Consider the following 21,097-nt stretch of genomic DNA (forward strand, 5'->3'; position numbering starts at 1 on the left):
CTAGATGAAGAGCTGCACGGCCGGCAGGGCCGCGTCGCAGTTGAGCAGGTCGACGCGCTTGAGCGTCATGCGCAGCGCGCCGTCCTGCACCGTGAGGTGGTGGAAGAAGGTGCCGACGTAGAACTGGAGCTCGTCGCCCTGCGATTCGGTGTAGTGAAATTCGGTGCGCACCACGAAGCGCTGGGCCTCGGTGTCGAAGGTCTCGACCACGGGCACCTGCAGCAGGTGGTGGCAGCGGCTGGGCGGCTGCTGCGAGAACGCGCGCGGGCTCTTGAGGCGCTCGATGCGCAGCTCGCGCAGCAGCTTGTCTTCGTACAGGTGCGAGGTGTGGTTGAGGCCGTCTTCCTGCTCGGGCACGAGCGGAATCCAGTAGAACGCGTCGTCGGTGAAGAGCGCGTTCCACTCCTCGTAGCGGCGGGTGTCGAGCAGGCGTGCCTCGTTGACGACGAAGTCGACGAGGTCCTGGCGAGTGATGTTGACGGTGCCCATTACATCGTCTCCGTCATGCGTTCGACCCAGCTGCGGTACTGGTTGCGCATGGGCAGCTCGTTGGTGCCGCCCGTGGTGATCTCGCCGCCCTTGAGTTCCGATTCGTCGTAGTCGCGGTGCAGGCTCACCCACTCGTTGCCGCTGGCGTGCAGGCCGGCCTGCATGCCGCGGTAGGCCTGCAGGTCGTCGTGGCCCACCACCGAGAACGGCGAGTTGATGAGGCGGTTGTACATGGTGGTGCGCTGCAGCAGCTCGGGCGGCGCGCCCTTGAGGCGGAAGGTCCAGCTCTCGATGAGCGTCTGGTTGGCCGATATGGGCTTCACCACGCGAATGGCCTGGATCGCGCCCTTGATCGTGAGGTTCGGGTAGTACACGGTGTTGTGCCGCGCCATGCCCAGGATCTGCGCCGTTTTTTCTTCGCCGTAGCGCGCCTTCATGGCGTCGTCGTAGGCGGGGATCGCCTTGTACTTGCTGTGGATGCTGAAGTGCACGCCCGTGAAGCTGTGGCCGTGGTCGTACGTGCGGATGCCCATGTCCTCGAAGAACTTGTAGTCGGACATGAAGGGCACGAACTGCTCCACGGCCATGGGCTTGGGTTCGTCTTCGGGCTTGTCGGCCCACATGCGCTTGGCGGTGCCGGCCGACGACTCGTGCGCCACCATGGGGTGCATGGTGTCGTTGAGGTTCTCGACGAACATCTTCCAGTTGCACTGGTGCATGAAGCGCAGGCAGCCGCCAGCGATTTCGAGTTCGCCCTCGGGCGAGCGGTCGGCCATGTTGTCGATCGAGCTGAGCGAATCGCCGAAGTACTCTTCGAAGTCGGGGCCCGCATCGTTGATCTTCACGAAGATGAAGCCGCGGTGGCTGCGCACGTGCTTCACGGGCGTGAGGCCCTTGCCCGACTCGCATTCGTGCAGCTGCGTGTGCTCGTAGCCGGTCTTCAGCGGAATGGCCAGCGGCGCGCCGTCGGTCTTGAAGGTCCAGGCGTGGTACGGGCAGCGAAAGAACTTGCCGGTGTTGCCGCAGGGTCCGTTCACGAGGCGCGAGCCCTTGTGGGCGCAGCGGTTCATCATGACGCGCACGCTGCCGTCGCTGTGCCGCACGACGATCAGCGGGCGGCCCGCGATCTCGTTGGTGATCCAGTCGCCCGGCTTGGGCAGCTGGCTCTCGTGGCCGACGTAGTTCCAGGTGTTGGCAAAGAAGTGTTCCTGCTCCAGCGCGAAGAGGTCCTGGCTGATGTACAGGTCGCGGTGCACGCGGTCGTTCTGCACGAGCGCGCGAACGGCATCGGGGTTGTCTCGGTACGAAGGCATGGTTCTCCTGGCTCCTTCCTGGCTTTTCTTCAGAGGTCGAGCACCAGGCGCGCACCCTTGGCGCGCGAGATGCAGATCTGCATGACGGTGCCTTCCGCCTTCTCGCGGGCGGTGAGCACGTAGTCGCGGTGGTCGATCTCGCCCTCGATCACGGGCACGGCGCACACGCCGCATTCGCCGCGCTTGCAATCGAACATCGGGTCGCAGCCGTGTTCGATGAGGCAGTCGAGGATGCTCTGGCCGACCGGCACGGTGAAGCGCTGACCCGACTGGGCAAGCTCCACCTCGAAGGGCTGGTCGCCCTCCTCCACGACGGGTTCGGTGAAGAGCTCGAAGTGCACGCGGTCGTGTTCCCAGCCGCGGGCCTGGGTGCGTGCGAGCACGGCATCGAGCATGACCTTGGGGCCGCAAACGTAGAGGCGGTCGCCGGCGGGCGCGCCGTCGAGCAGCGCGTCGATGTCGAGCGGTGCACCGGCCTCGGCGTCGGCATGCACGCGCAGGTCGTCGCCCAGCAGCGCCTGCAGCTCGGGCAGGAAGGCCATGAGATCGCGGCTGCGGCCGGCGTAGTGCATGCGCACGGCAGCGCCTTCGGCACGGCGGCGCGCGGCCATCGAGGCGAGCGGCGTGACGCCGATGCCGCCGGCCACCAGCACCGAGCCGCCCGGGCCGGTGTGCAGCGGAAAGTCGTTCTTCGGCGGCTCGATGGTGAGCACGCTGCCCTCGGCCAGCCCTTCGTGCATGAAGCGCGAGCCGCCGCGGCCTTCGGCCTCCTTGCGCACGGCGATCACGTAGTCGGTCGGGGCGTTGGTGGCGTTGCGCTCGGTCGCGAAGTTGATGAGCGAGTAGTGGCGCCAGTCGGTGGTGCCGTCAGCCAGCGTCACCTGCACGCGGATGTGCGCACCGGCGGCGAAGCCGGGCAGCGCGCGGCCGTCTTCGGCGCGCAGGCGCAGCAGGCGGATCAGCGGGTTGAGGGCGCGCGCTTCGGCGACGCGAAGCTGGAGCGTGGGGGCGGTCATGGGGCGGGGTCCCTTCGTCTCTTCAGGCCAGGGCGTGCTGCGCCAGCGCGGCTTGCAGCTTGTGGCCGTGTTCGTCGGCGAGCGCGGCGTCGCGCAGTTCGCGCAAGGTGGCAGGCGCCAGCGCGGCACCGGCACGTTCGAACGCGCGCATCACGGTGTCGTAGTTGCGCAGGCCGCGCTCGTGCGTGTCGCTGTAGCCCTTGACGAGGCGCTGGCACTGGGCGAGTTCGACGGCAAGCGCGGGGTTGCGCTGCGCGGTGGCGGCGATGCGTTGCAGCCACTCTTCGATGCGGCGGCTTTCGTCGGCGTAGCGCATCGTCGAGCGGCGCCAGCGCTTCATCGCGGCCACGGTGCGCAGCATCAGATAGCCGCGCAGCGAGCTGGTGCGGATCACGCGGCCGTGCTGCGTGAAGCGCTCGACGATCTTCTTGGGCAAGGTGGAGTGCATGAGCCAGCGGCCGATGCCGCCGGGCAGCGTCTCGCAGATTTCCTGCAGGCGCGGGTGCATGTACTCGTGGATGGCGAGCACCTGGCCCGGCTGCACGCCGGCCTCGCCGCGCACGCGCTCGAAGCGGGTCGCGCGGGTCTTCAGGGCAGCAACGCGGGCCGTGTCTTCGTAGGACATCCACAGCGCGAGGTGGCGTGCGGTTTCGCGCAGCAGGCGGTGGGCGTCGTCGGGCAGCTTGGCAATGGCGGCCATGCGATCGAGGTACAGGCCGGCGTAGGCCAGGTCCTGGTAGTCGATGAGGCGGCGCACGCCTTCGAGCAGGAAGTCTTGCGCGGGCAGCGGAAAGTCGCGCTGCACGCGCTCGACCAGCGCGCGCACGGCCGGGTGGCGCGGCTGCGGTGCGGGCGTGGCGGCCGGTGCCACCTTGGCGGGTTCGCCGTCGTCGCCGTCCTGTGCGCGATCGAATGCCGCACCGAAGGCCTTGAGGCTAGGCTTCACGCCCACGCCGCCGCGCTCGATGGTGGCTTCGAACTGCGCGCGGCCGAAGGGCAGCACGCCCGAGCCCGCGAGCGTGCCGAACAGCACGGCGCTGATCACGCTGCCCGAGGCTTCGGCGGCCTGCGCCATGTCGAAGCGGATGAAGCGCTTGGCGGCGCGCGCGGTGTGGGCGAGCAGCTGGTCGCTGTCGACACGGCCGTCACCCATGGCGCTCTTTTCGGCGATGGAGAAGACGCGATGCGTGGAGGCGATGAGCGTGGTGCGGTCGCGCGTGACCAGCCCGCGCTGCACCGCGCGGCCGGCTTCCATGAGCTCGGAGGCGAGCACCACGTCGACATCGCCCGGCAGCGGCATCAGCGCGAGCACGGGGCGTCCGCCGTCGGCGTGCGCCTGCGCATCGGGGTACAGCTCGACGTAGTAGATGGTCGCGCCGGTGCGCTGGGCCACGCCCGGCACCGAGGTGGTCTGGGCGACGTAGCCGTTGGCCTCGCCCATGTCGACGATCCAGTCGGCGAGCACGCCGCCGCCCTCCCCGCCCATGGCGAGGATGGCGATCTTGATGGGTTGAACGGTGTTCGTCATGGCGTCAGAAGGCATAGGCGTCACGGCGGCGCGCGTCGCCGCGCTGCAGCCAGCCGATGACGGTGCTGCGCACGCGCTGGCGGAAGCGGTCCCAGGCCGTCGGGTTGCTCACGACCTGCGCCTTGTAGAACGAGGGGCACAACACGGCGGCGTGCGAGACGTCGCCGCAGTTGCCGCAGCCCACGCAGCTGTCGAGCACGGTGGCGACGGGGTCGATGCGCAGCGGATCGGGGTTGGGCTTGATCGACAGCGAGGGGCAGCCCGACAGGCGGATGCACGAGTGGTCGCCGGTGCAGGTGTCGGCATCGACGCCGAACTTGTCGCGCACCATGCGCTTGCCGTCGGCGATGGCCTTGCGCACCAGCGGCTTCTCACGGCGCTGCTTGTTGAGCATGCACTCCGACTGGGCGATGAGGACCTTGGGGCCTTTCTTCGTGGTGGTGAGTGCGTCTTTCAGCGCGTCGCGCATGCCGGCGACGTCGTAGGTGCGGCGGATCGTCTTCACCCATTCGACACCCACGCCGCGCACGGCGCGCTCGATTTCGTGGCCGGTGCTGCGCGTCTTGTTGACGGCGGTCGACGAGAGGATGTCCTGCCCGCCCGTGGCCGAGGTGTAGTTGTTGTCGACAATGATGGTGAGGTTGTCGCTCTTGTTGAAGACCGCGTTGGCCACGCCGCTCGTCAGGCCGTTGTGCCAGAAGCCACCGTCGCCCATCATCGAGATCGCGCGCTTGCCGGCCGGTGCGTTGAGTGCCGAAGCGCCCGCGCCGCCGAGGCCGTAGCCCATCGTCGTGTTGCCGATGTTGAAGGGCGGCAGGATCGAGAACAGATGGCAGCCGATGTCGGCGCTCACGTGGTGCGCACCGAGTTCGCGCTCGACCAGCTTCATCGCGCTGAAGATGGGGCGCTCGGGGCAGCCGGTGCAAAAGCCCGGCGGGCGCGAATGCACCACGTCGCCGAGCGCGCTCGACAGCTGCGCGGGCTCGGGCGCATCGTCGACGCCGATGGCCGCCACTTCCTTCAGCGGAATCACCTTGCGCACCGGTGCAGGCACGGGAAGCGGCGCGAGGCGTTCGTAGCGCTCGCAGAAGGTGCGCGTGCCCTTGAGCAGTTCGAGCGTCGTGTATTCGCCGGCCATGGGCAGCATGTCCTTGCCGTGCAGCGCGGTGGCGGAGCCAGCCTGGCGCAGGATGGTCGCAAGGTTCTGCTCGACGAAGTTGGGCTGGCCTTCTTCCACGATGAGCACGGCGCGCTTGCCTTCGCAGAAGCGGATGACTTCGCTCTCGATGACGGGATAGGCCACGTTCATCACGTACAGCGGCACGCGGGTCTCGCCGTACACGTCGGCCAGGCCCAGGCGTTCGAGCGCACGCAGCAGCGTGTTGTAGCTGCCGCCCTGCACGATGATGCCGATGTCGTCGGCGTCTTCGGAGAAGAACTCGTTGAGCTGGCGCTCCTCGATGAAGCGCACGGCGGCGGGCCAGCGGTCTTTCACCTTCTCTTGTTCGTGCACGAAGCTCGCGGGCGGCAGCACGATGCGGCTGACGTCGCGCTGCGGGTTCTCCAGCGCCTCTTTCAAGGTGAACTTGGCGCGCTTGTTGTCGCCCGCGATGAAGTGGCCGTGCACGTGGCAGGCGCGGATGCGCAGCTGCAGCATCACGGGCGTGTTGCTGGCCTCCGAGAGATCGAAGCCGGTCTTCACCGCATCGACGATGCTCGGCAGGTTGGGCCGCGGATCGAGCAGCCAGATCTGCGACTTCATGGCGAACGCATGGCTGCGCTCCTGCATGATCGACGAGCCTTCGCCGTAGTCCTCGCCCACGATGATGAGCGCGCCGCCGGTGACGCCGCCCGAGGCCAGATTGGCCAATGCATCAGAGGCCACGTTGGTGCCCACGGTCGCCTTGAAGGTGACGGCGCCGCGCAGCGGGTAGTTGACGGAGGCGGCCAGCGTGGCAGCGGCAGTGGCTTCGCTGGCGCTGTTCTCGAAGCGGATGCCGTGGTCGGCCAGGATGTCTTGCGCATCGGCCAGCACATCCATCAGATGCGAGATAGGAGCGCCCTGGTAGCCCGCCACATACGACACGCCCGACTCCAGCAGGGCCTTGGTGACGGCCAGAATGCCTTCGCCGCGGAACACTTCTCCACCAGTAAGTCGCAGCTTCTTGACTTCTTCGACGAACGAACGCTCAGCCATGGATGTCCTTCTTCTTTCTCGTGGGAGGATGCGGCCCCGGGGTCACATCACGGTTCCTATAATGTTTAGAAATGAATGTATCCACAATCATGAATTACCCTAGCCATGCAATCCGCATGCCTGCGGCAAACAGGAGGCACCGTCATGTCTGAACCGCTCAAGGAAACGCATCGCTTCGTCGACGACTACCTGCCCGCGCTGCTTGCGCAGGCCAGCCAGCTGATCTCTTCGGAGTTCCACGAGGTGGCGCGGCAGCAGGGTTTCTCGGTGTCGGAGTGGCGCGTGATGGCGTCGCTGGCGGGCAGCGACGCAGTCAGCATCGGCCAGCTCGCGCAGGTGACGGTGACCAAGCAGCCGACAGTGACGCGGCTGCTCGACCGCATGGAAGCGCGCGGCCAGGTCGAACGCCTGCCCCATGAAAGTGATCGCCGCATCACGCTGGTGCGCATCACGCCCGCGGGACTGAAAGCAGTCGAGCATCTGATGGAACTGGCGCGCGAACACGAGCGCCGTGTGCTCGAACCCTTCGGCCTGCGACGCGCCGAAGAGCTCAAGCAGACGCTGCGGCAGATGATCGACCTGCACGTGCATGTGCCGGTCGAGGTACCCGACGAAGACTAAGGCACGAGCACCGCGCGGCCGCGATGGCCACGTTGCGCAATCCAGTCGAGCGCGAGGGCTGCATCGGTGAGCGCGAAGGGCTGCACGTCGAGGTGCAGGCGGCCATCGGCCAGGCGCGCAAGCAACTCGGGAGCGGCTGCGCGGCCTGCGGCTTCGCGCCTGAACATGTTGAGCGGCAGCAGCGCCACGTCACGCTGCAGGAAGTGCGCGATGTCCAGCTGCAGCGTCGGACCGGCGGTGTAGCCGATCAGCACGGCGCGACCGCCGGGGCGCACGGCAGGCAAGGCGGTGGCGAGCACGTCGCCGCCGACGGTGTCGATGAGCAGGTCGGCGCTGGCGACTTCAGGCGGCACGGCCTTCGGATCGACCGGCGTTGCGGTGCAGCCGGCATCGCGTGCCAACTGCATCACCAACGAACCCACCGCGCCGCTTGCGCCCGTCACCAGCACTTGCTCTCCAGCCTTCAATCGGGCGACCTCATGCAAGGCGACCCACGCCGATGTGGTGGGCGAGAAGAACGCCGCGCCGAGCGCCATCGACACCGCATCGGGCAACACACCGAGTGCGTCGTCGGGTGCATCGATCAGCTCGCACCAGGTGCCGTCGAACAGCGTGCCCAATCCGCTGCCGCGCAACCACACGCGTTGCCCCTCTGCATAACGCTCGCTCGCGACGACAACGCCCGCGGCTTCCACACCCGGCGTGTAAGGCAGCGGCGGATGCCGCAGGAAGCGGCCTTGCCACACGGTGCGGTCGATGTGGCCGACGGTCGCGGCCTGCATGCGCACGAGGGTGCGGCCGGATCGCGCCACAGGCTCGGCCAGGTCTTCGAGCACCGGCACCGCATCGAAGCCATGGATGCGAACCGCCTTCATGGCCGCGTCCCCAGAAATTCGAGCACCGCGCGCGCGAAGGCCTCGGGCATCTGGTCGGGCAAGGGCACCATGCCGCCGTCGATGTCGACGATGCGCGCCTGCGGCAGGTGATGCAGCAACTCTGCCGCATGCGGTGCGGCAAAAGGGTCGAGCGTGGCGCGCACGATGAGCGTCGGTTGCGTCACGCGGCTGATGCGCTCTTCCATGCGGTACGAGGCCACGGCGCGGTGCCCTTCTTCAACACGATGACCGACCTTCATCGCATCGCGCACGAAGGCCTCGAGCAGATCGGGACGCCCCGGCGGATAGAAGGCCTGCCGCTTCTGCCACAGCGCGGCGAGGTGGCTGCCGTCGTCGCTGGGCGCCACTTCGTCGATGGGCGGACGCTGCGCGCGGGCGCGGCGAAACACCTCGTCGGTGTACGGCGTGGACGACAGCACGAGGCTGCGCACGCGCTCGGGAAACGCCGCGGCCAGTTCGATCGCGACCACACCGCCGGTGTGATGCCCCACCACGTCGGCCCGCGCAATGCCGAGCGCATCGAGCAGCTCGCACGCGACGCGCGCCCACTGCGCAATGCTCGCCGGCACGCCGCCATCGGCCGAATCGCCGAAGCCCGCCGTGTCCATCGCGATGGCGCGGTAGCCCGCGCCGGCGATCCGCGGCAGCACCTCGCGGTACTCGGTCCAGCTGCGTGGCGACTGGTGCAACAGCAGCACGGCCGGTGCCTGCGCGTCGCCGCACACGGCGTGGTGCACCTGCCCCACCGACAGGTCGGCGAAGGCACGGCGGATCGTCATGACAGCGTCTCGTCGGCCGGTGCGCGCCACAGGCCCGCGTGCTTGAGTTCACCGAGCGTGCGCGAGAGCACGTCGCGCCGGTAGGCGGCAGTGTCGCGGCCCGCGTAGTTGTAGAAGCCGCTGCCGGTCTTCAGGCCGAGCCGGCCTTCTTCGACCATGCGCCCGACGATGGCCGGCGCGGTGTAGCGGCCCGCATCGAGCGAGGCCGACATCTCGCGGCTCGCGTGGTGCAGGATGTCGCAGCCGCCGAAGTCGATGAACTCGACCACGCCGAGCGCCGCGAAGCGCAGGCCCAGTCCGTAGCGCGTGGCCTTGTCGATTTCTTCCGCTGTGGCAGCGCCTTCTTCGATCATGCGGGCCGCCTCGTTCATCACGAGCGCCTGCAGACGCGGCACGATGTAGCCCGGCGACGCGCCGCAGACCACGGGCAGCTTGCCGATGGCCTCCATCAGTGCCTTCGTGCGTGCGAGCACGCCGGCATCGGTGCCGGGATGGCAGCTCAGTTCGACCACGGGAATCACGTACGCGGGATTGAGCCAGTGCATGTTCAGGAAGCGCTCGGGGCGACGCACCAGCGCGGCCAGTTGCGTCACGAGGATGCTGCTGGTGGTCGAGGTGAGGATCGCATCGTCGCTGCAATGGCGGTTGAGGTGCTCGAAGGCTTCGCGCTTGGCGTCCATGGTTTCGGGCACGCCTTCGAACACCAGCTCGGCGGCGGCCAGTGCGCGCGGTGCTTCTGCTGCATTCACGAAATCCACGCGCGCGGCGATGCGCTCGACCTGCGAGGCATCGATCACGCCGAGCTGCGCAAGGCCTGAGAGGCTCGCGGTGATTTCCGCTTGCGCCTCGTCGCGCAGCCGCTGCCAGGCCTCGGGCGTGCGCGGGCGCAGGTCGATCAGCGCGATGCGATGGCCCGCATAGGCGAACGCGATGGCGATGCCGCGGCCCATGCGGCCGGCGCCCACGGCAGCAAAGCGCGGCGGCGCGGGCTCATTCGCCATCGTGCAGCCTCTGCTTGAGCTGGGTCGCGCTCAGGCTGGCCAGACCCAGGCTTTCGAAGGTGCGCGGGCCCTGGCGCAGGTCGCGCCCGAGGAAGCCGCCCACGATGGCCAGCAGGCCGTGGGCGATGGGCGCATCGACGCCCGCATGGCGCGCGGCCGAGGCCAGGAAGGCCAGGCCGAGTTCGGTGTCTTCGGTGATGTAGCGGTGCGTGTGCAGGTCGATGTTCTCGCGCCAGTCGCCCGACTTGACGAGCTGCTTGTGCGCATCGCCGTACATCCACTGGTCGTTGTTGTAGTGGTCGGCCAGCGGATAGTGCGGCGCGCCCTGCCCGAAGGCCTCGCGCACAGCCATGCGCTCGCGGTCGAGCCGGTCGGTCACGTCGCGCACGGCGCGCTGCGTGCCTTCGTTGTGAATGTCCCAGCGCTCGAAGTGCTGCAGCGGCGCGGCGTTCATCACCATCAGCGGCGGGTGGATGACGGGGCCGGCGTTCATCAGTGCGCCCGAGAGCGCATCGCCGCAGCCGTGCACGGCCGGGTAGGCGCGGCGGATCACCTCGATGGCCTGCGCCTCCTTGCGCGCCGGGTAGACGCCGGTGGGCAGGCGGATCGCGCGGATGGTGACGTTGACTTCGCGCTCGCCGTGCTTGCGCGCAAGGTACGGCAAGGTGCCGGTCTCGGCCCAGGCCACATCGGCGCGGTTGCCGGTGGCCTTCACCGTCTGCGCCATCACGTAGCTGCCGAAGGTGCCCGGCGGCAGGAACACGACCTGCCCGTCGACCAGGTGCGGCGCCATGGCCAGCGCGATGTCGTGCTGGGCGATAGCGGGCGTGGGAATGACGATGAGTTCGGCGCCCTTCAGCGCCGCGCCGATGTCGGCGGTGGCGAGCGCGATGGGCACCTCGCGCACACCGGCGGCATCTTTCAACGTGATCGCGCCGGCTTGCACGACGGGTTCGAGCGCCGCGGCGTCGCGGCGCCACAGGCGCACTTCATGGCCGGTTTCAGACAGGTCCGCGGCGGCCGCATAGGCGCCGTGGCCACCCCCAAGAATCGCAATTTTCATGATCGAAAGTCGAGAACAGGTGTCGATGAACCGGCAGCCGCGAACGGACCCGGGAGAAGCAATGCGCTATTACATTACTTTTCATCGATTCAGGTGTCAACCAACTTCATGCAAATCGGGCTGCTCGGAAACCCGACAACGAAAAAGCCCGCGTTCGTGAGAAGCGCGGGCTTTTTGGGAGAAGCAGCCTTTTTCAAGGCCGCTTGCAGGAAAGATCAGCGGCTGGGCTTGAACGCGCGCTTTTGCGCGTCGCGGGGCACGAACACCTTGCCCGGGCCACCGTGACCGGCGCCGTTGCCGCGCGGTGCGAAACCTTCGCGGGGGGCGAAGCCCTCGCGGGGTGCAAAGCCTTCACGGGGCGCGAAGCCACCGTCGCCGCGACCGCCGCCATGGCCGTGGCCACCGCGCGGGGCGCTGTCGCCCCAGCCCGGCTTGCGACCGTAGCCGCCACCACCGCCGCCATTGCCGCCTTCGTCACGACCGCCGCCGAAGCCGGCGTTGTTGCCGCCGCCCTGGAAGCCGCGCGGGGCTTGGTGACCGTGGCTCGGAGCCGGGCCGCGTGCGTTGCGGTCGTTGAAGCCGCTGGCGCCGGCATAGCCGCCGCCGTTGTTGCCGCGGTAGCCACCGCCACCGCCGCCGCCTGCACCGCCGTTGCCGAACTTGCGGTCACGCGACTGGTTGTCGCCGCGGCCACCGCGGTACTCGCCCATCGGGGGACGCGATTGCGGCATGCGTTGTTGCGGCTCAAGACCGGCAACCACTTCCGCCTTGAACTGCTGGCGGCTGTACTGCTCGATGTCCATGATCTTGCGGCGATCGCGGAACTCGGCGAACGTGATGGCCAGGCCATCGCGACCGGCACGGCCGGTGCGGCCGATGCGGTGGGTGTAGTCCTCGGCCTTCATCGGCAGGCCGAAGTTGAAGACGTGGGTGATGGTCGGCACGTCGATGCCGCGGGCGGCAACGTCGGTGGCCACCAGGATCTGCACCTGGCCCTGGCGCAGTGCCATCAGGCGGCGGTTGCGCAGGCCCTGGCTCAGGGCGCCGTGCAGCGCGACGGCGCTGAAGCCTTCTTGCTGCAGGTCGTTGGCGAGGCCGTCGCACTCGACTTGCGTGCTGGCGAACACGATCGCCTGGTTGATGCTGGTGTCGCGCAGCCAGTGGTCGAGCAGCTTGCGCTTGTGCTGGCTGTTGTCAGCCCAGTACAGCGACTGCTTGATGTTGGCGTGCTTCTCTTGCGGGCTGTCGATGGTGATGCGCTGCGGCTCGCGCATGACGCGCTGGGCCAGCTGCTGGATGCGCGGCGCGAAGGTGGCGCTGAACATCATCGTCTGCTGGCGCTCGATGGTGAGCTGGTTGACTTCAGCCAGGTCGTCGGAGAAGCCGAGGTCGAGCATGCGGTCGGCTTCGTCGACGACCAGGAACTTGACCTGGTCGAGCTTGAGCTGCTGCGAGCGCTGCAGGTCGAGCAGACGGCCCGGCGTGGCAACCACGAGGTCGGCGTTCTGCAGCTTGGCGATCTGCAGCTGGTAGGGCATGCCGCCCACCACGTTGGCAACGCGCAGGCCGCGGCAATGGCGCACCAGTTCGATGGCGTCGTGTGCAACTTGCTGCGCGAGTTCGCGCGTCGGGCACAGGATCAGGGCGCCGGGGGTGGCGGCCTTGAAATGACGGGTGTTGGTCGGGTCCTTGCGCTTGGGCTTCTTGAGCGGTGCTTCGCCGCGGGCAGCAGCTTCAGCGGCCAGGCGCTGGAACTCGGCCTTGGCTTCAGCTTCGGCTTCGGCTTGGCGCTTGAGCAGCGTGTGCAGCACGGGCAGCAGGAAGGCTGCGGTCTTGCCCGAACCGGTCTGGCTGGACACCATCAGGTCGACAAAACGGGCCTTGCCGTCCTGGCCGGCTTCGCCGCCCATGGCGAGCGGGATCACCTTGTCTTGCACGGTCGTGGGCTGGGTGAAACCCAGGTCGGCCACGGCGGCGATCAGTTCGGGTGCGAGGCCCAGCTTGATGAAACCGTTGGGCGCAGCAGGCGCTTCGGCTTCGGCGGCCTCGGGGGCTGCGGCGTCCAGTGCGTCGAGGATCGGCGCCTCGGACACGGTTTCCGCGACAGCGGTGAATTCGTTATGGGTAGCGGATTGCACAGGCGCGAGTTCGCCCTGCGCTTCAAAAGCGTCGGTCATGTAGATATCAATCTCAAACGCGAGCGCTGCCGTAGGCGGCGCCCCGTTGGTGGTTAAAAACATCAACCATCCAACGACATTCAACTTCCGGCTTTCGTCGGAGGCTGCGGCCCTTTTTGATCAGCGAATGCGATCGGGCGCGGTGTGCAAGATAGGGAGATGCAAGAGACGCTGATCTGTGTCCAAAGACGCGTTCAAATCAGCGAAGCTTGCAATTATGGCACGGCTTCGGGTTTTCACCTAATCGTTATCAATCCACCAATCGCAGGAAGGTTTCCCGGTAGTGCGCCAGCTCCTCGATGGACTCGTGCACGTCGGCCAGCGCGGTGTGCGCCTGCTGCTTCTTGAAGGCGGTGTAGGCCGAAGGCTTCCAGCGCTTGGCCAGTTCCTTGAGCGTGCTGACGTCGAGGTTGCGGTAGTGGAAGTACGCCTCGAGCTTGGGCATGAACTTGACCAGGAATCGCCGGTCCTGCCCGATGGTGTTGCCGCACATCGGCGAACCGCTGCGGGGGATGTACTTGGCGATGAATTCGAGCAGCTGCTGCTCGGCCGCGGCTTCGTCGAGCGTGGAGGCCTTCACCTTGTCGATCAGGCCGCTGCGGCCGTGGGTGCCCTTGTTCCAGGCGTCCATGGCGTCGAGCACGGCGTCGCTCTGGTGGATGACGAGCACGGGGCCGTCGATGCGGGGCGTGAGGTCGGGGCCGGTGACGACCACGGCGATCTCGAGCAGGCGCTCTTTCTCGGGGTCGAGGCCGCTCATTTCGCAGTCGAGCCAGACCAGGTTCTGGTCGCTTTTCTTCAGGATGGGCGCGGCTGCGGGAGGCGTCAGGTCAAGGGATTCGGGCATCGCAGGATTGTCGTCGAAGGCCTGCACCCCGATATACCGGGGACTAAACTCGCCGCTTCATGATGTCCTATTCACTCCTCTTCACCCTCGCTTTCGCGGCGGCACTCGTCGCGGGCCTGCTCGTGAAGTTCTGGCTGGCCACGCGCCAGGTGCGCCACGTGGCGCGCCACCGTGGCGCCGTGCCGGCCGCCTTCGCGCAGACCATCACGCTGGCCGCGCACCAGAAGGCCGCCGACTACACCATCGCCAAGGCGCGCTTCGGGCTCGTCGAGATGGCGTGGGGCGCCGCCCTGCTGCTGGGCTGGACGCTGCTCGGCGGGCTCGACCTGCTGAACAAGCTGCTGCTGGTGTGGCTGGGCGGCGGCATGCTGCAGCAACTGGCGCTGCTGGCGGCCTTTGCGCTCATCGGCGGGCTGCTGGAGCTGCCCTTCACGCTGTGGCAGACCTTCCGGCTCGAGGAGCGCTTCGGCTTCAACAAGATGACCTGGAAGCTCTGGCTCACCGACACCCTCAAGTCGACGCTGCTCGGCGCGCTGATCGGGCTGCCGATCGCGGCGCTCATCCTGTGGCTCATGGGTGCGGCCGGCACGCTGTGGTGGCTCTGGGCCTGGGGCGCCTGGATGGGCTTCAACCTGCTGCTGATGTTGATCTACCCGACCTTCATCGCGCCGCTGTTCAACAAGTTCAAGCCGCTGGACGATCCCACGCTCAAGGCGCGCGTCACCGCGCTCATGAAGCGCTGCGGCTTCGCGGCCAAGGGCCTGTTCGTGATGGACGGATCCACGCGCAGCGCGCACGCCAATGCCTACTTCACGGGCTTCGGCGCCAGCAAGCGCGTGGTGTTCTACGACACGCTGCTGCGCCAGCTCAACGCCGGCGAAGTCGAGGCCGTGCTCGCGCACGAACTCGGCCACTTCAAGCACCGCCACATCGTGAAGCGGCTGGTCGCGATGTTCGCGCTGAGCCTGGCAGGCTTTGCGCTGCTGGGCTGGGTCTCGACCCAGGTCTGGTTCTACGCGGGCCTGGGCGTGCAGCCCAACCTGTCGCCGGCCGCGCCCAACAACGCGCTGGCGCTGCTGCTGTTCATGCTGGCCGTGCCGGTGTTCAGCTTCTTCGTCGCCCCGCTGCCGGCGCGCCTGTCGCGCAAGCACGAGTTCGAGGCCGACGCCTACGCCGTGGCGCAGACCAGCGGCGCCGACCTGTCGGCCGCCCTGCTCAAGCTCTACCAGGACAACGCATCGACGCTCACGCCCGACCCGGTGTTCGTCAAGTTCTACTACTCCCATCCGCCCGCCTCCGAGCGCCTTGCGCGCATGACCGCGGCGTGACCACCCCCTTCCATTTCTTTCTTCTTCGAAGCGCACCATGAGCAGCATGTTCAAACCCAAGGACTGGAAAAACCTCCCGCCCCGCAAGGCCCTGAGCGCCACCGAGATCGTCTCGGGCCTGGCCCAGCTCGACGGCTGGAAGCTCACCGGCGACGGCGCCGATGTCGCGATCGAGAAAACCTTCACCTTCGCGAACTACTTCGAGACCATCGCCTTCGTGAACGCGCTGGCCATGGTGGCCCACACGCAAGACCACCACCCCGACCTGTCGGTGCACTACAACCGCTGCGTGGTGCGCTTCAACACGCACGACGTGAACGGTCTCTCGGTCACCGATTTCGATTGCGCGCGACAAGCCGACGCGCTGGTTGCGAGCCCCGCCGCATGAGGATGCACGCCTGTGGCTAAGCCGGGCCGCGCCGCCTTCACCCCTGCTGCGCACAACACGGGGAAGGCGCATCACGACGGCCTCGTCGTCGCCAGCCACGGGCGTCACTGCCTCGTCGAAACGCCCACGGGCGAGCGGCTGATCTGCCACCCGCGCGGCAAGAAAAGCCAGGCCGTGGTCGGCGACCGCGTGCGCTGGCAGGCCACCGAAGACGAAGGCACCATCGAAGAAGTGCTGCCGCGCCGCAACCTCTTCTATCGGCAGGACGAAATCCGTACCAAGTCGTTTGCGGCGAATCTCGACCATGTGCTGATCCTGATCGCGGCCGAGCCGGAGTTTTCCGAGCACCAGCTGGCGCGCGCACTGATCGCGGCCGAGGCCCAACGCATCACGCCCATCATCGCGCTCAACAAGAGCGACCTCGTCGAGCCTTTTGCGCGCGCCTGGAACAAGCTGGCGCCCTACCGCCGCATGCACCACGGCGTGCTGCCGCTCTCGCTCAAGGCCTCGGGCGAGACCGACTACGCGTCGCTGATGAAGCTGCTGGCGGGCAAGTCGACCCTGGTGCTCGGCCCATCAGGCTCGGGCAAGAGCACGCTCACCAACCTGCTGGTGCCCGGTGCGAGCGTGCTGACGCAAGAGATTTCGCAGGCGCTCAACTCGGGCAAGCACACGACCACCAGCACCACCTGGTACTGGATCGACGAGGCCCGCACCACCGGCCTCATCGACTCACCGGGTTTCCAGGAATTCGGCCTGAACCACATCGAGCCGATGCAACTCGCCGGCCTGATGCCGGACATCGCCGAGCACACGGGCGACTGCAAGTTCTACAACTGCACCCACCTGCATGAACCCGGCTGCGGCGTGATTTCGAACGTCGAGACGCCGACCCAACCTGGACCGATCAGCGCCTCGCGCTACAGGATCTACGGCGAGCTGTTCGCCGAGCTGAGCCAGACGCGCTACTGACGACGCATCGAGAGACTGGCCGCCGTGCTCAGGCCAGCCAGGTGCGGTACGACTTCCAGGTCGGGTCGAAGACCAGGTCGAGCGTCACCGGCAGCTCCAACGCTTCCTGAACCGATTGCGCATGCGCAATGGCCACCTGCGGATCGGCCACATGGAAGTGCACGGTGCGAACGCCCTCCTCCAAGACGATGTGCGTGCAGCAGCCTTCGCCGTGCGTCTGCAGCAGCGCCGTGAGCCGGTCTTCGTAGACACGGGCTTCATCCAGCTCTTCGCCCGATTCGACGGGGACAGCGGCCGAGAGCCGGTGCCCCAGGTCGGCACGCCCGAGCAGCGCAGTTGCGGCATCGTTTCGCATGACGACCGCTTCGACCTCGCTGCCGTCCTCCGCGGTGCGCGTCGCGGTCAGGCCGGACCAGCCGTGCTCGCCTGCGGGAAACACGCCCGTGTGACCCAGATCGTCGCGCCAGCAGGCATCGAACAGATGAACGAAGTCGTCGAGCGGCACGCCATCGAAATCCGCTTGCGCATCGGCCTCGACATGATCGACCGGACCGACCTTCACCGCGAAGTCGTACTCGCCCAGGATGTGGTCGAGCATGATCAGGCTCATGTGGCGCGCGTGATCCTGCATGTCCATCGGAATGGGCTTGGCAAAGCCGAGCTCCAGCGCCACCCGCCCCCTGTAGGGCTCGTGCTTCACGAGCACGTCCGAGCTGGCCAGTTCGAAGTCGTTCATGCGCATGCTGAACCCTTCGCGCATGCGCTGCCGGAAGGCCTCCACCGTGACCTGCGGCAACGGTGGCGCGCTGTGCACCAGCGCCATGAGATCCTCGAAATCGTCTTCGGCGCCGTGTGCTGTCAGCACGAGCGTGAAGGCCGGCGGATCGCCCAGCACTTCGGCCGCCAGGTTCGGAAAGAAGGGCTGCAGCAGCGCATTCAGTTCGCCCACGAGCGCGTGGCCGGACAAGGACTGCAGGCTCTCGAGCTTGTCGCTCAAGGCCTGCCAGAACGATGCGCAGGCAACGGCGCGCGGGTCGGCATGAAGGGGCGACATCGACAAGCTTTCTCTCAGGGTTTCAGGCCAGGATTTCTTGCAGGCACTGCACGAGCGCGCTGCACTGGTCCCGCGTGCCGATGCTGATGCGCAGGTACTGCGCGATGCGTGGCTGCTTGAAATGCCGCACCAGCACGGCACGCTCGCGCAACAAGGCGGCCAGCTCGGCCGCATCGCGTTGCGGATGCCGTGCGAACACGAAGTTGGCCTGCGACGGCAGCACCTCGAAGCCGAGGTCTTCGAGCTGCAGGCTCAGGCCTTCGCGCGTGTCGACGACCTGGTCGCGCGTCTTGCGAAACCATGCCTCGTCCTTGAGCGAGGCCACGGCGCCCGCGGAGGCCAGTCGGTCGATCGGGTAGGAATTGAAGCTGTCCTTGACCCGCACGAGCGCATCGATCAGGTGTGCCTGCCCGCAGGCGAAGCCGACCCGCAGGCCGGCCAGCGAACGCGACTTGGACAGGGTCTGCACCACGAGCAGGTTCGGGTAACGGCCGATGAGCGAGAGCGCGCTCTCGCCACCGAAATCGACATACGCCTCGTCGACCAGCACCACGCGATCAGGACACGCGGCCAGGAGCTGCTCGATGCGCGCCAGCGGCTGGCCGATGCCGGTCGGCGCGTTCGGGTTGGCGATGACGACGCCGCCGCAGCCTTGGCGCGCACGCGCCGCGAACGCATCGATGTCGATGCGCAGGCCGTCATCGACCGGCAATTGCTCGCAGGCAATGCCGTAGAGCTGGGCATAGACCTTGTAGAAGCTGTAGCTCACGTCGGGCATCAGCAGCGGCTCGGCCTGCTGGAAGAAGGCGAAGAACGCGTGCGCGAGCACTTCGTCCGAGCCGTTGCCCGCGAACACTTCATTGACCTGCAGACCGTGGCGGCGCGCCACGGCTTCGCGCAGCGCGAGCGAGGTGGGGTCGGGGTAGCGCTCGAGGCCGTCGGCGGCCGCGCGCTGGATTGCCGCAATGGCGCTCGGCGACGGCGGGTACGGGTTCTCGTTGGTGTTGAGCTTGACGAGGTTGGCGATGCGCGGCTGCTCGCCGGGCACGTAGGGTTCGAGCGCGCCGATGCGCGGGCTCCAGAAGGCCGGTGCGGGCGGCGTGGTCATGGGCTCAGCCCAGCAGCCGCGCGAGCGTGAGCAAGGCCAGCAGCACCATCCACATCACGACCGATCGCCAGACCAGGCCGACCACGCTGCGCAGATGGCCGGGTTCGGGCTCGCGGCCCGGCGTGCTGCCACTGTCGAGGCGCCGCCCGACGCCCGGCGACTCGCCCGCCTGCGCGCGCGACAGCGGATCGGCCACCGGGATCGGACTCAACGAGCCGCCGCCCAGGCGCACGTTGACGGCGCCGGACGTGGCCGCGAGGATCACGCCGTCGTTCTCGTTGGGGAATCGCCGTGCGTCGTTGCGCCAGCAATCGATCGCCTCTTCGAAGCTGCCGACCACGGCAAAGCCGAGCGCGGTGATGCGCGCGGGCAGCCAGTCGACGGCATGCCAGGCGCGCTCGGCTGCGTCCTGCACCGCCACGCTCGACGGCTGCACGGGTGCGCCGTTCTTATGAGCCCAGTAGCGCGCGACAAACTCGCTCATGCGATAGAACACCGCGCCCGCCGGCCCGAGGCCCAGGGCGGCGAGCACCGAGAACCAGGCCAGCACGCCGAAGACATGGCGGTGCGCCGCAATGACCGAATGCTCGATCACATGGCGCACGATTTCGCTGCGCGGCAACTCGGCGGCATCGACGCCCTGCCAGTGCGCCAGCAGCGAGCGCGCGAGCGGCTCGTCGCCCTCGTCGAGCGCGTCGCGGATGTCCGTGAAATGGTGGCTGAACTGGCGAAAGCCGAGGGTCATGTAGAGCACCGCGACGCTCCACAGCACGGCGAACGGCAGGCCCAGCGTGAGCACCAGCAGCCAGTGCACGCCCAGCGACAGCAGCGTGGGCACGAACACTGCGAGCCCCCAGGCGATCCATCCGTGGTGCGGTTTGCCCGCATCGAAGTTGCGACTGGTCCAGCGCGTCCACGCCAGAACGCCGCCGTACACGGGGTTGTGCGGACCCAGGGGCCGCACCTGCTCGATCAGCAACGCGCACAGGATGGCAAAGAAGCTCATCCTTCGATGATAGCGAGAGCACCTGAAGGTTTTGGCCCCAGGTTGCGCCCCATCAGGTTCAGGCAGCCAGGAAGCGATAGAGGTTGCGCAGCATGCCCGCCGTGGCACCCCAGACGAAGCGCTCGTGGGGACCATCGATGTACGGCATCGAGTACCACGTGCGACGGACACCATCGGTGGCGCTGACGGCGTGGCGGCGGTGATTGGCCGGGTCCATGAGCCAGGCCAGCGGCACCTCGAAGGCCTCGGCCACCTCGAACGGATTGATCTCCAGCACGAAGTCGGGCTGCACCAGCGCGACCACCGGGGTCACGACGAACGAGGTGACGGTCGTGTAGGTCGGCAGGGAGCCGAGCACTTCGATGAACTGCGCCGACAGGCCCACTTCTTCCCAGGCTTCGCGCAATGCGGCGGCCTGGATGTTGGCGTCTTCAGGATCGACGCGCCCGCCGGGAAACGCGACCTGCCCGGAATGGGTCGACAGGTGCGTGGTGCGCTCGGTGAGCAGCACGGTCGCGCCCTGGGGGCGCTGCACGATTGGCACCAGCACGGCGGCTTGGGCGGGCGCCCGGTCGCTCATGCGGGGCTCGCGGCGCAGTTCGGGCGTCCACACGGGCGGCGAGGCAAAGCGTGCACGCAAGGCGGTTGCCGTCAGCTGCGCCGGCACCACTGCCGGCAGACCATCGCTTCCGTCCACGAAGGGCGCCTGGCGCGGGTCGATCTGCAGCAACGCGGGCGGCACCACGGCATTGACGGGTTCGACGACGGCAGAGGGCGTGGGGGCGGAAGTGGAAGAGGTCAAGAGAGGAAGCGGCCTGTGGCGGATGAAGTGAGTAGAGCGTAAAAATGAAAAGCTGTCTTGAAAGCGCGGCGCCAACGCAAAAAGCCGCCAGAACGGCGGCTTTTTGAGCAGAAAGGACGACGGCTGATTAAGCGGCCGACGCAGCCTTCTGCGACTTGCCCGGCAGCTTTTCCTTGATGCGTGCCGAACGACCGCTGCGCTCGCGCAGGTAGTACAGCTTGGCACGGCGCACGTCGCCGCGGCGCTTGACTTCGATGCCGGCGATCAGCGGGCTGTAGGTCTGGAACGTACGCTCCACGCCTTCGCCGCTGGAGATCTTGCGCACGGTGAAGCCGCTGTTGAGGCCACGGTTGCGCTTGGCGATCACGACGCCTTCGTAGGCCTGCACGCGCTTGCGGCTGCCTTCGACGACGTTCACGCTGACGATGACCGTGTCACCGGGCATGAAATCGGGAATGGTCTTGCCGAGACGGGAAATTTCTTCCTGCTCGAGGGTCTGGATGAGGTTCATG

General features: G+C 67.5%; 20 protein-coding genes. 4 read left to right on the forward strand and 16 right to left on the reverse strand.

The window, feature by feature from the left end; all coding sequences use genetic code 11:
- Genes RZE79_RS23250 through RZE79_RS23270 form a run of 5 tightly spaced genes read right to left on the reverse strand, consistent with a single transcriptional unit; the run spans position 1 to position 6,543 of the window.
- Entirely contained in the window at positions 1–489 is a 489-nt protein-coding gene (locus tag RZE79_RS23250) for an aromatic-ring-hydroxylating dioxygenase subunit beta (RefSeq protein WP_319357029.1), read from the reverse strand.
- Positions 489–1,802: an aromatic ring-hydroxylating dioxygenase subunit alpha gene (locus tag RZE79_RS23255; RefSeq protein WP_319357030.1), complete on the reverse strand. Its 1,314-nt coding sequence runs from the start codon at positions 1,800–1,802 to the stop codon at positions 489–491. Before RZE79_RS23255 ends, RZE79_RS23250 begins: the two co-directional genes overlap by 1 nt.
- Before the next feature lie 29 nt (positions 1,803–1,831).
- A complete protein-coding gene (locus RZE79_RS23260; RefSeq protein ID WP_319357031.1) occupies positions 1,832–2,818 on the reverse strand; it encodes a PDR/VanB family oxidoreductase in 987 nt (328 codons plus the stop codon).
- Positions 2,819–2,840: 22 nt separating this feature from the next.
- Positions 2,841–4,346, reverse strand: a complete 1,506-nt coding sequence (locus tag RZE79_RS23265) for an indolepyruvate oxidoreductase subunit beta family protein (RefSeq protein ID WP_319357032.1) — start codon at positions 4,344–4,346, stop codon at positions 2,841–2,843.
- A gap of 4 nt (positions 4,347–4,350) precedes the next feature.
- Positions 4,351–6,543, reverse strand: a complete 2,193-nt coding sequence (locus RZE79_RS23270) for an indolepyruvate ferredoxin oxidoreductase subunit alpha (RefSeq protein WP_319357033.1) — start codon at positions 6,541–6,543, stop codon at positions 4,351–4,353.
- A 144-nt stretch (positions 6,544–6,687) separates the two neighbouring features.
- On the opposite strand from RZE79_RS23270, the gene RZE79_RS23275 reads away from it, so the two are divergent.
- On the forward strand, positions 6,688–7,164 hold the full coding sequence (locus tag RZE79_RS23275) for a MarR family winged helix-turn-helix transcriptional regulator (protein ID WP_099791754.1): 477 nt from the start codon (positions 6,688–6,690) through the stop codon (positions 7,162–7,164).
- Here the strand turns inward: RZE79_RS23275 and RZE79_RS23280 are convergent.
- The 6 genes from RZE79_RS23280 to orn all read right to left on the reverse strand — a co-directional run bounded on the left by RZE79_RS23280 (position 7,161) and on the right by orn (position 13,927).
- Positions 7,161–8,039, reverse strand: a complete 879-nt coding sequence (locus tag RZE79_RS23280; protein WP_319357034.1) for a zinc-binding alcohol dehydrogenase family protein — start codon at positions 8,037–8,039, stop codon at positions 7,161–7,163. The two genes, RZE79_RS23275 and RZE79_RS23280, sit on opposite strands and share 4 nt — an antisense overlap.
- A complete protein-coding gene (locus RZE79_RS23285; RefSeq protein WP_319357035.1) occupies positions 8,036–8,839 on the reverse strand; it encodes an alpha/beta fold hydrolase in 804 nt (267 codons plus the stop codon). Before RZE79_RS23285 ends, RZE79_RS23280 begins: the two co-directional genes overlap by 4 nt.
- Positions 8,836–9,840 carry a 3-hydroxybutyryl-CoA dehydrogenase gene (locus RZE79_RS23290; protein WP_319357036.1) on the reverse strand — a complete coding sequence of 335 codons (1,005 nt, stop codon included), beginning with the start codon at positions 9,838–9,840 and terminating at the stop codon, positions 8,836–8,838. The genes RZE79_RS23285 and RZE79_RS23290 overlap by 4 nt, the downstream gene beginning before the upstream one ends.
- Positions 9,830–10,903, reverse strand: coding sequence for an NAD/NADP octopine/nopaline dehydrogenase family protein (locus RZE79_RS23295; protein WP_319357037.1), 1,074 nt, complete (start codon positions 10,901–10,903; stop codon positions 9,830–9,832). The genes RZE79_RS23290 and RZE79_RS23295 overlap by 11 nt, the downstream gene beginning before the upstream one ends.
- 215 nt (positions 10,904–11,118) lie before the next feature.
- Positions 11,119–13,080: a DEAD/DEAH box helicase gene (locus RZE79_RS23300; protein WP_319357038.1), complete on the reverse strand. Its 1,962-nt coding sequence runs from the start codon at positions 13,078–13,080 to the stop codon at positions 11,119–11,121.
- A gap of 250 nt (positions 13,081–13,330) precedes the next feature.
- Positions 13,331–13,927: an oligoribonuclease gene (orn, locus tag RZE79_RS23305; protein ID WP_319357039.1), complete on the reverse strand. Its 597-nt coding sequence runs from the start codon at positions 13,925–13,927 to the stop codon at positions 13,331–13,333.
- 62 nt (positions 13,928–13,989) lie between these two features.
- Between orn and RZE79_RS23310 the strand changes: the two genes are divergently transcribed.
- The 3 genes from RZE79_RS23310 to rsgA are packed head-to-tail and all read left to right on the forward strand — an operon-like array spanning position 13,990 to position 16,615.
- A complete protein-coding gene (locus tag RZE79_RS23310) occupies positions 13,990–15,255 on the forward strand; it encodes a M48 family metallopeptidase (RefSeq protein WP_319357040.1) in 1,266 nt (421 codons plus the stop codon).
- A 37-nt stretch (positions 15,256–15,292) separates the two neighbouring features.
- Positions 15,293–15,643 (forward strand): 4a-hydroxytetrahydrobiopterin dehydratase, encoded by a 351-nt coding sequence (locus RZE79_RS23315; RefSeq protein WP_099791768.1) that lies wholly within the window; start codon positions 15,293–15,295, stop codon positions 15,641–15,643.
- Positions 15,644–15,655: 12 nt separating this feature from the next.
- Positions 15,656–16,615, forward strand: coding sequence for a ribosome small subunit-dependent GTPase A (gene rsgA / locus RZE79_RS23320; protein ID WP_099791770.1), 960 nt, complete (start codon positions 15,656–15,658; stop codon positions 16,613–16,615).
- A 28-nt stretch (positions 16,616–16,643) separates the two neighbouring features.
- Here rsgA and RZE79_RS23325 read toward each other — a convergent pair whose 3' ends face one another.
- From RZE79_RS23325 to rplS, 5 genes are all read right to left on the reverse strand, one after another.
- Positions 16,644–17,669, reverse strand: a complete 1,026-nt coding sequence (locus RZE79_RS23325; protein ID WP_319357041.1) for a hypothetical protein — start codon at positions 17,667–17,669, stop codon at positions 16,644–16,646.
- A 22-nt stretch (positions 17,670–17,691) separates the two neighbouring features.
- Complete coding sequence (hisC, locus tag RZE79_RS23330; RefSeq protein ID WP_319357042.1) at positions 17,692–18,777, reverse strand: histidinol-phosphate transaminase; 1,086 nt, start codon at positions 18,775–18,777, stop codon at positions 17,692–17,694.
- Positions 18,778–18,781: 4 nt separating this feature from the next.
- Positions 18,782–19,783 carry a CobD/CbiB family protein gene (locus tag RZE79_RS23335; RefSeq protein ID WP_153282550.1) on the reverse strand — a complete coding sequence of 334 codons (1,002 nt, stop codon included), beginning with the start codon at positions 19,781–19,783 and terminating at the stop codon, positions 18,782–18,784.
- Between the two features lie 58 nt (positions 19,784–19,841).
- Entirely contained in the window at positions 19,842–20,585 is a 744-nt protein-coding gene (locus RZE79_RS23340) for a CoA pyrophosphatase (RefSeq protein WP_319357043.1), read from the reverse strand.
- Positions 20,586–20,712: 127 nt separating this feature from the next.
- Complete coding sequence (gene rplS, locus RZE79_RS23345; RefSeq protein ID WP_056572437.1) at positions 20,713–21,096, reverse strand: 50S ribosomal protein L19; 384 nt, start codon at positions 21,094–21,096, stop codon at positions 20,713–20,715.
- Position 21,097: the final 1 nt, after the last annotated feature.

Origin of the sequence: Variovorax sp. EBFNA2, from assembly GCF_033802765.1 — a bacterium.
Taxonomy (GTDB): Bacteria; Pseudomonadota; Gammaproteobacteria; order Burkholderiales; family Burkholderiaceae_C; genus Variovorax; species Variovorax paradoxus_H.

Excerpts from the sequence above, each read along its gene's own strand:
- RZE79_RS23265 (WP_319357032.1), bottom strand. The coding sequence starts at position 4,346 with ATGACGAACACCGTTCAACCCATCAAGATCGCCATCCTCGCCATGGGC.
- RZE79_RS23315 (WP_099791768.1), top strand. The coding sequence starts at position 15,293 with ATGAGCAGCATGTTCAAACCCAAGGACTGGAAAAACCTCCCGCCCCGC.
- RZE79_RS23290 (WP_319357036.1), bottom strand. The coding sequence starts at position 9,840 with ATGGCGAATGAGCCCGCGCCGCCGCGCTTTGCTGCCGTGGGCGCCGGC.
- RZE79_RS23255 (WP_319357030.1), bottom strand. The coding sequence starts at position 1,802 with ATGCCTTCGTACCGAGACAACCCCGATGCCGTTCGCGCGCTCGTGCAG.
- RZE79_RS23335 (WP_153282550.1), bottom strand. The coding sequence starts at position 19,783 with ATGAGCTTCTTTGCCATCCTGTGCGCGTTGCTGATCGAGCAGGTGCGG.
- RZE79_RS23285 (WP_319357035.1), bottom strand. The coding sequence starts at position 8,839 with ATGACGATCCGCCGTGCCTTCGCCGACCTGTCGGTGGGGCAGGTGCAC.
- RZE79_RS23295 (WP_319357037.1), bottom strand. The coding sequence starts at position 10,903 with ATGAAAATTGCGATTCTTGGGGGTGGCCACGGCGCCTATGCGGCCGCC.
- RZE79_RS23310 (WP_319357040.1), top strand. The coding sequence starts at position 13,990 with ATGTCCTATTCACTCCTCTTCACCCTCGCTTTCGCGGCGGCACTCGTC.
- orn (WP_319357039.1), bottom strand. The coding sequence starts at position 13,927 with ATGCCCGAATCCCTTGACCTGACGCCTCCCGCAGCCGCGCCCATCCTG.
- RZE79_RS23280 (WP_319357034.1), bottom strand. The coding sequence starts at position 8,039 with ATGAAGGCGGTTCGCATCCATGGCTTCGATGCGGTGCCGGTGCTCGAA.
- RZE79_RS23270 (WP_319357033.1), bottom strand. The coding sequence starts at position 6,543 with ATGGCTGAGCGTTCGTTCGTCGAAGAAGTCAAGAAGCTGCGACTTACT.
- RZE79_RS23275 (WP_099791754.1), top strand. The coding sequence starts at position 6,688 with ATGTCTGAACCGCTCAAGGAAACGCATCGCTTCGTCGACGACTACCTG.
- RZE79_RS23300 (WP_319357038.1), bottom strand. The coding sequence starts at position 13,080 with ATGACCGACGCTTTTGAAGCGCAGGGCGAACTCGCGCCTGTGCAATCC.
- RZE79_RS23325 (WP_319357041.1), bottom strand. The coding sequence starts at position 17,669 with ATGTCGCCCCTTCATGCCGACCCGCGCGCCGTTGCCTGCGCATCGTTC.
- RZE79_RS23260 (WP_319357031.1), bottom strand. The coding sequence starts at position 2,818 with ATGACCGCCCCCACGCTCCAGCTTCGCGTCGCCGAAGCGCGCGCCCTC.
- RZE79_RS23250 (WP_319357029.1), bottom strand. The coding sequence starts at position 489 with ATGGGCACCGTCAACATCACTCGCCAGGACCTCGTCGACTTCGTCGTC.
- hisC (WP_319357042.1), bottom strand. The coding sequence starts at position 18,777 with ATGACCACGCCGCCCGCACCGGCCTTCTGGAGCCCGCGCATCGGCGCG.
- rplS (WP_056572437.1), bottom strand. The coding sequence starts at position 21,096 with ATGAACCTCATCCAGACCCTCGAGCAGGAAGAAATTTCCCGTCTCGGC.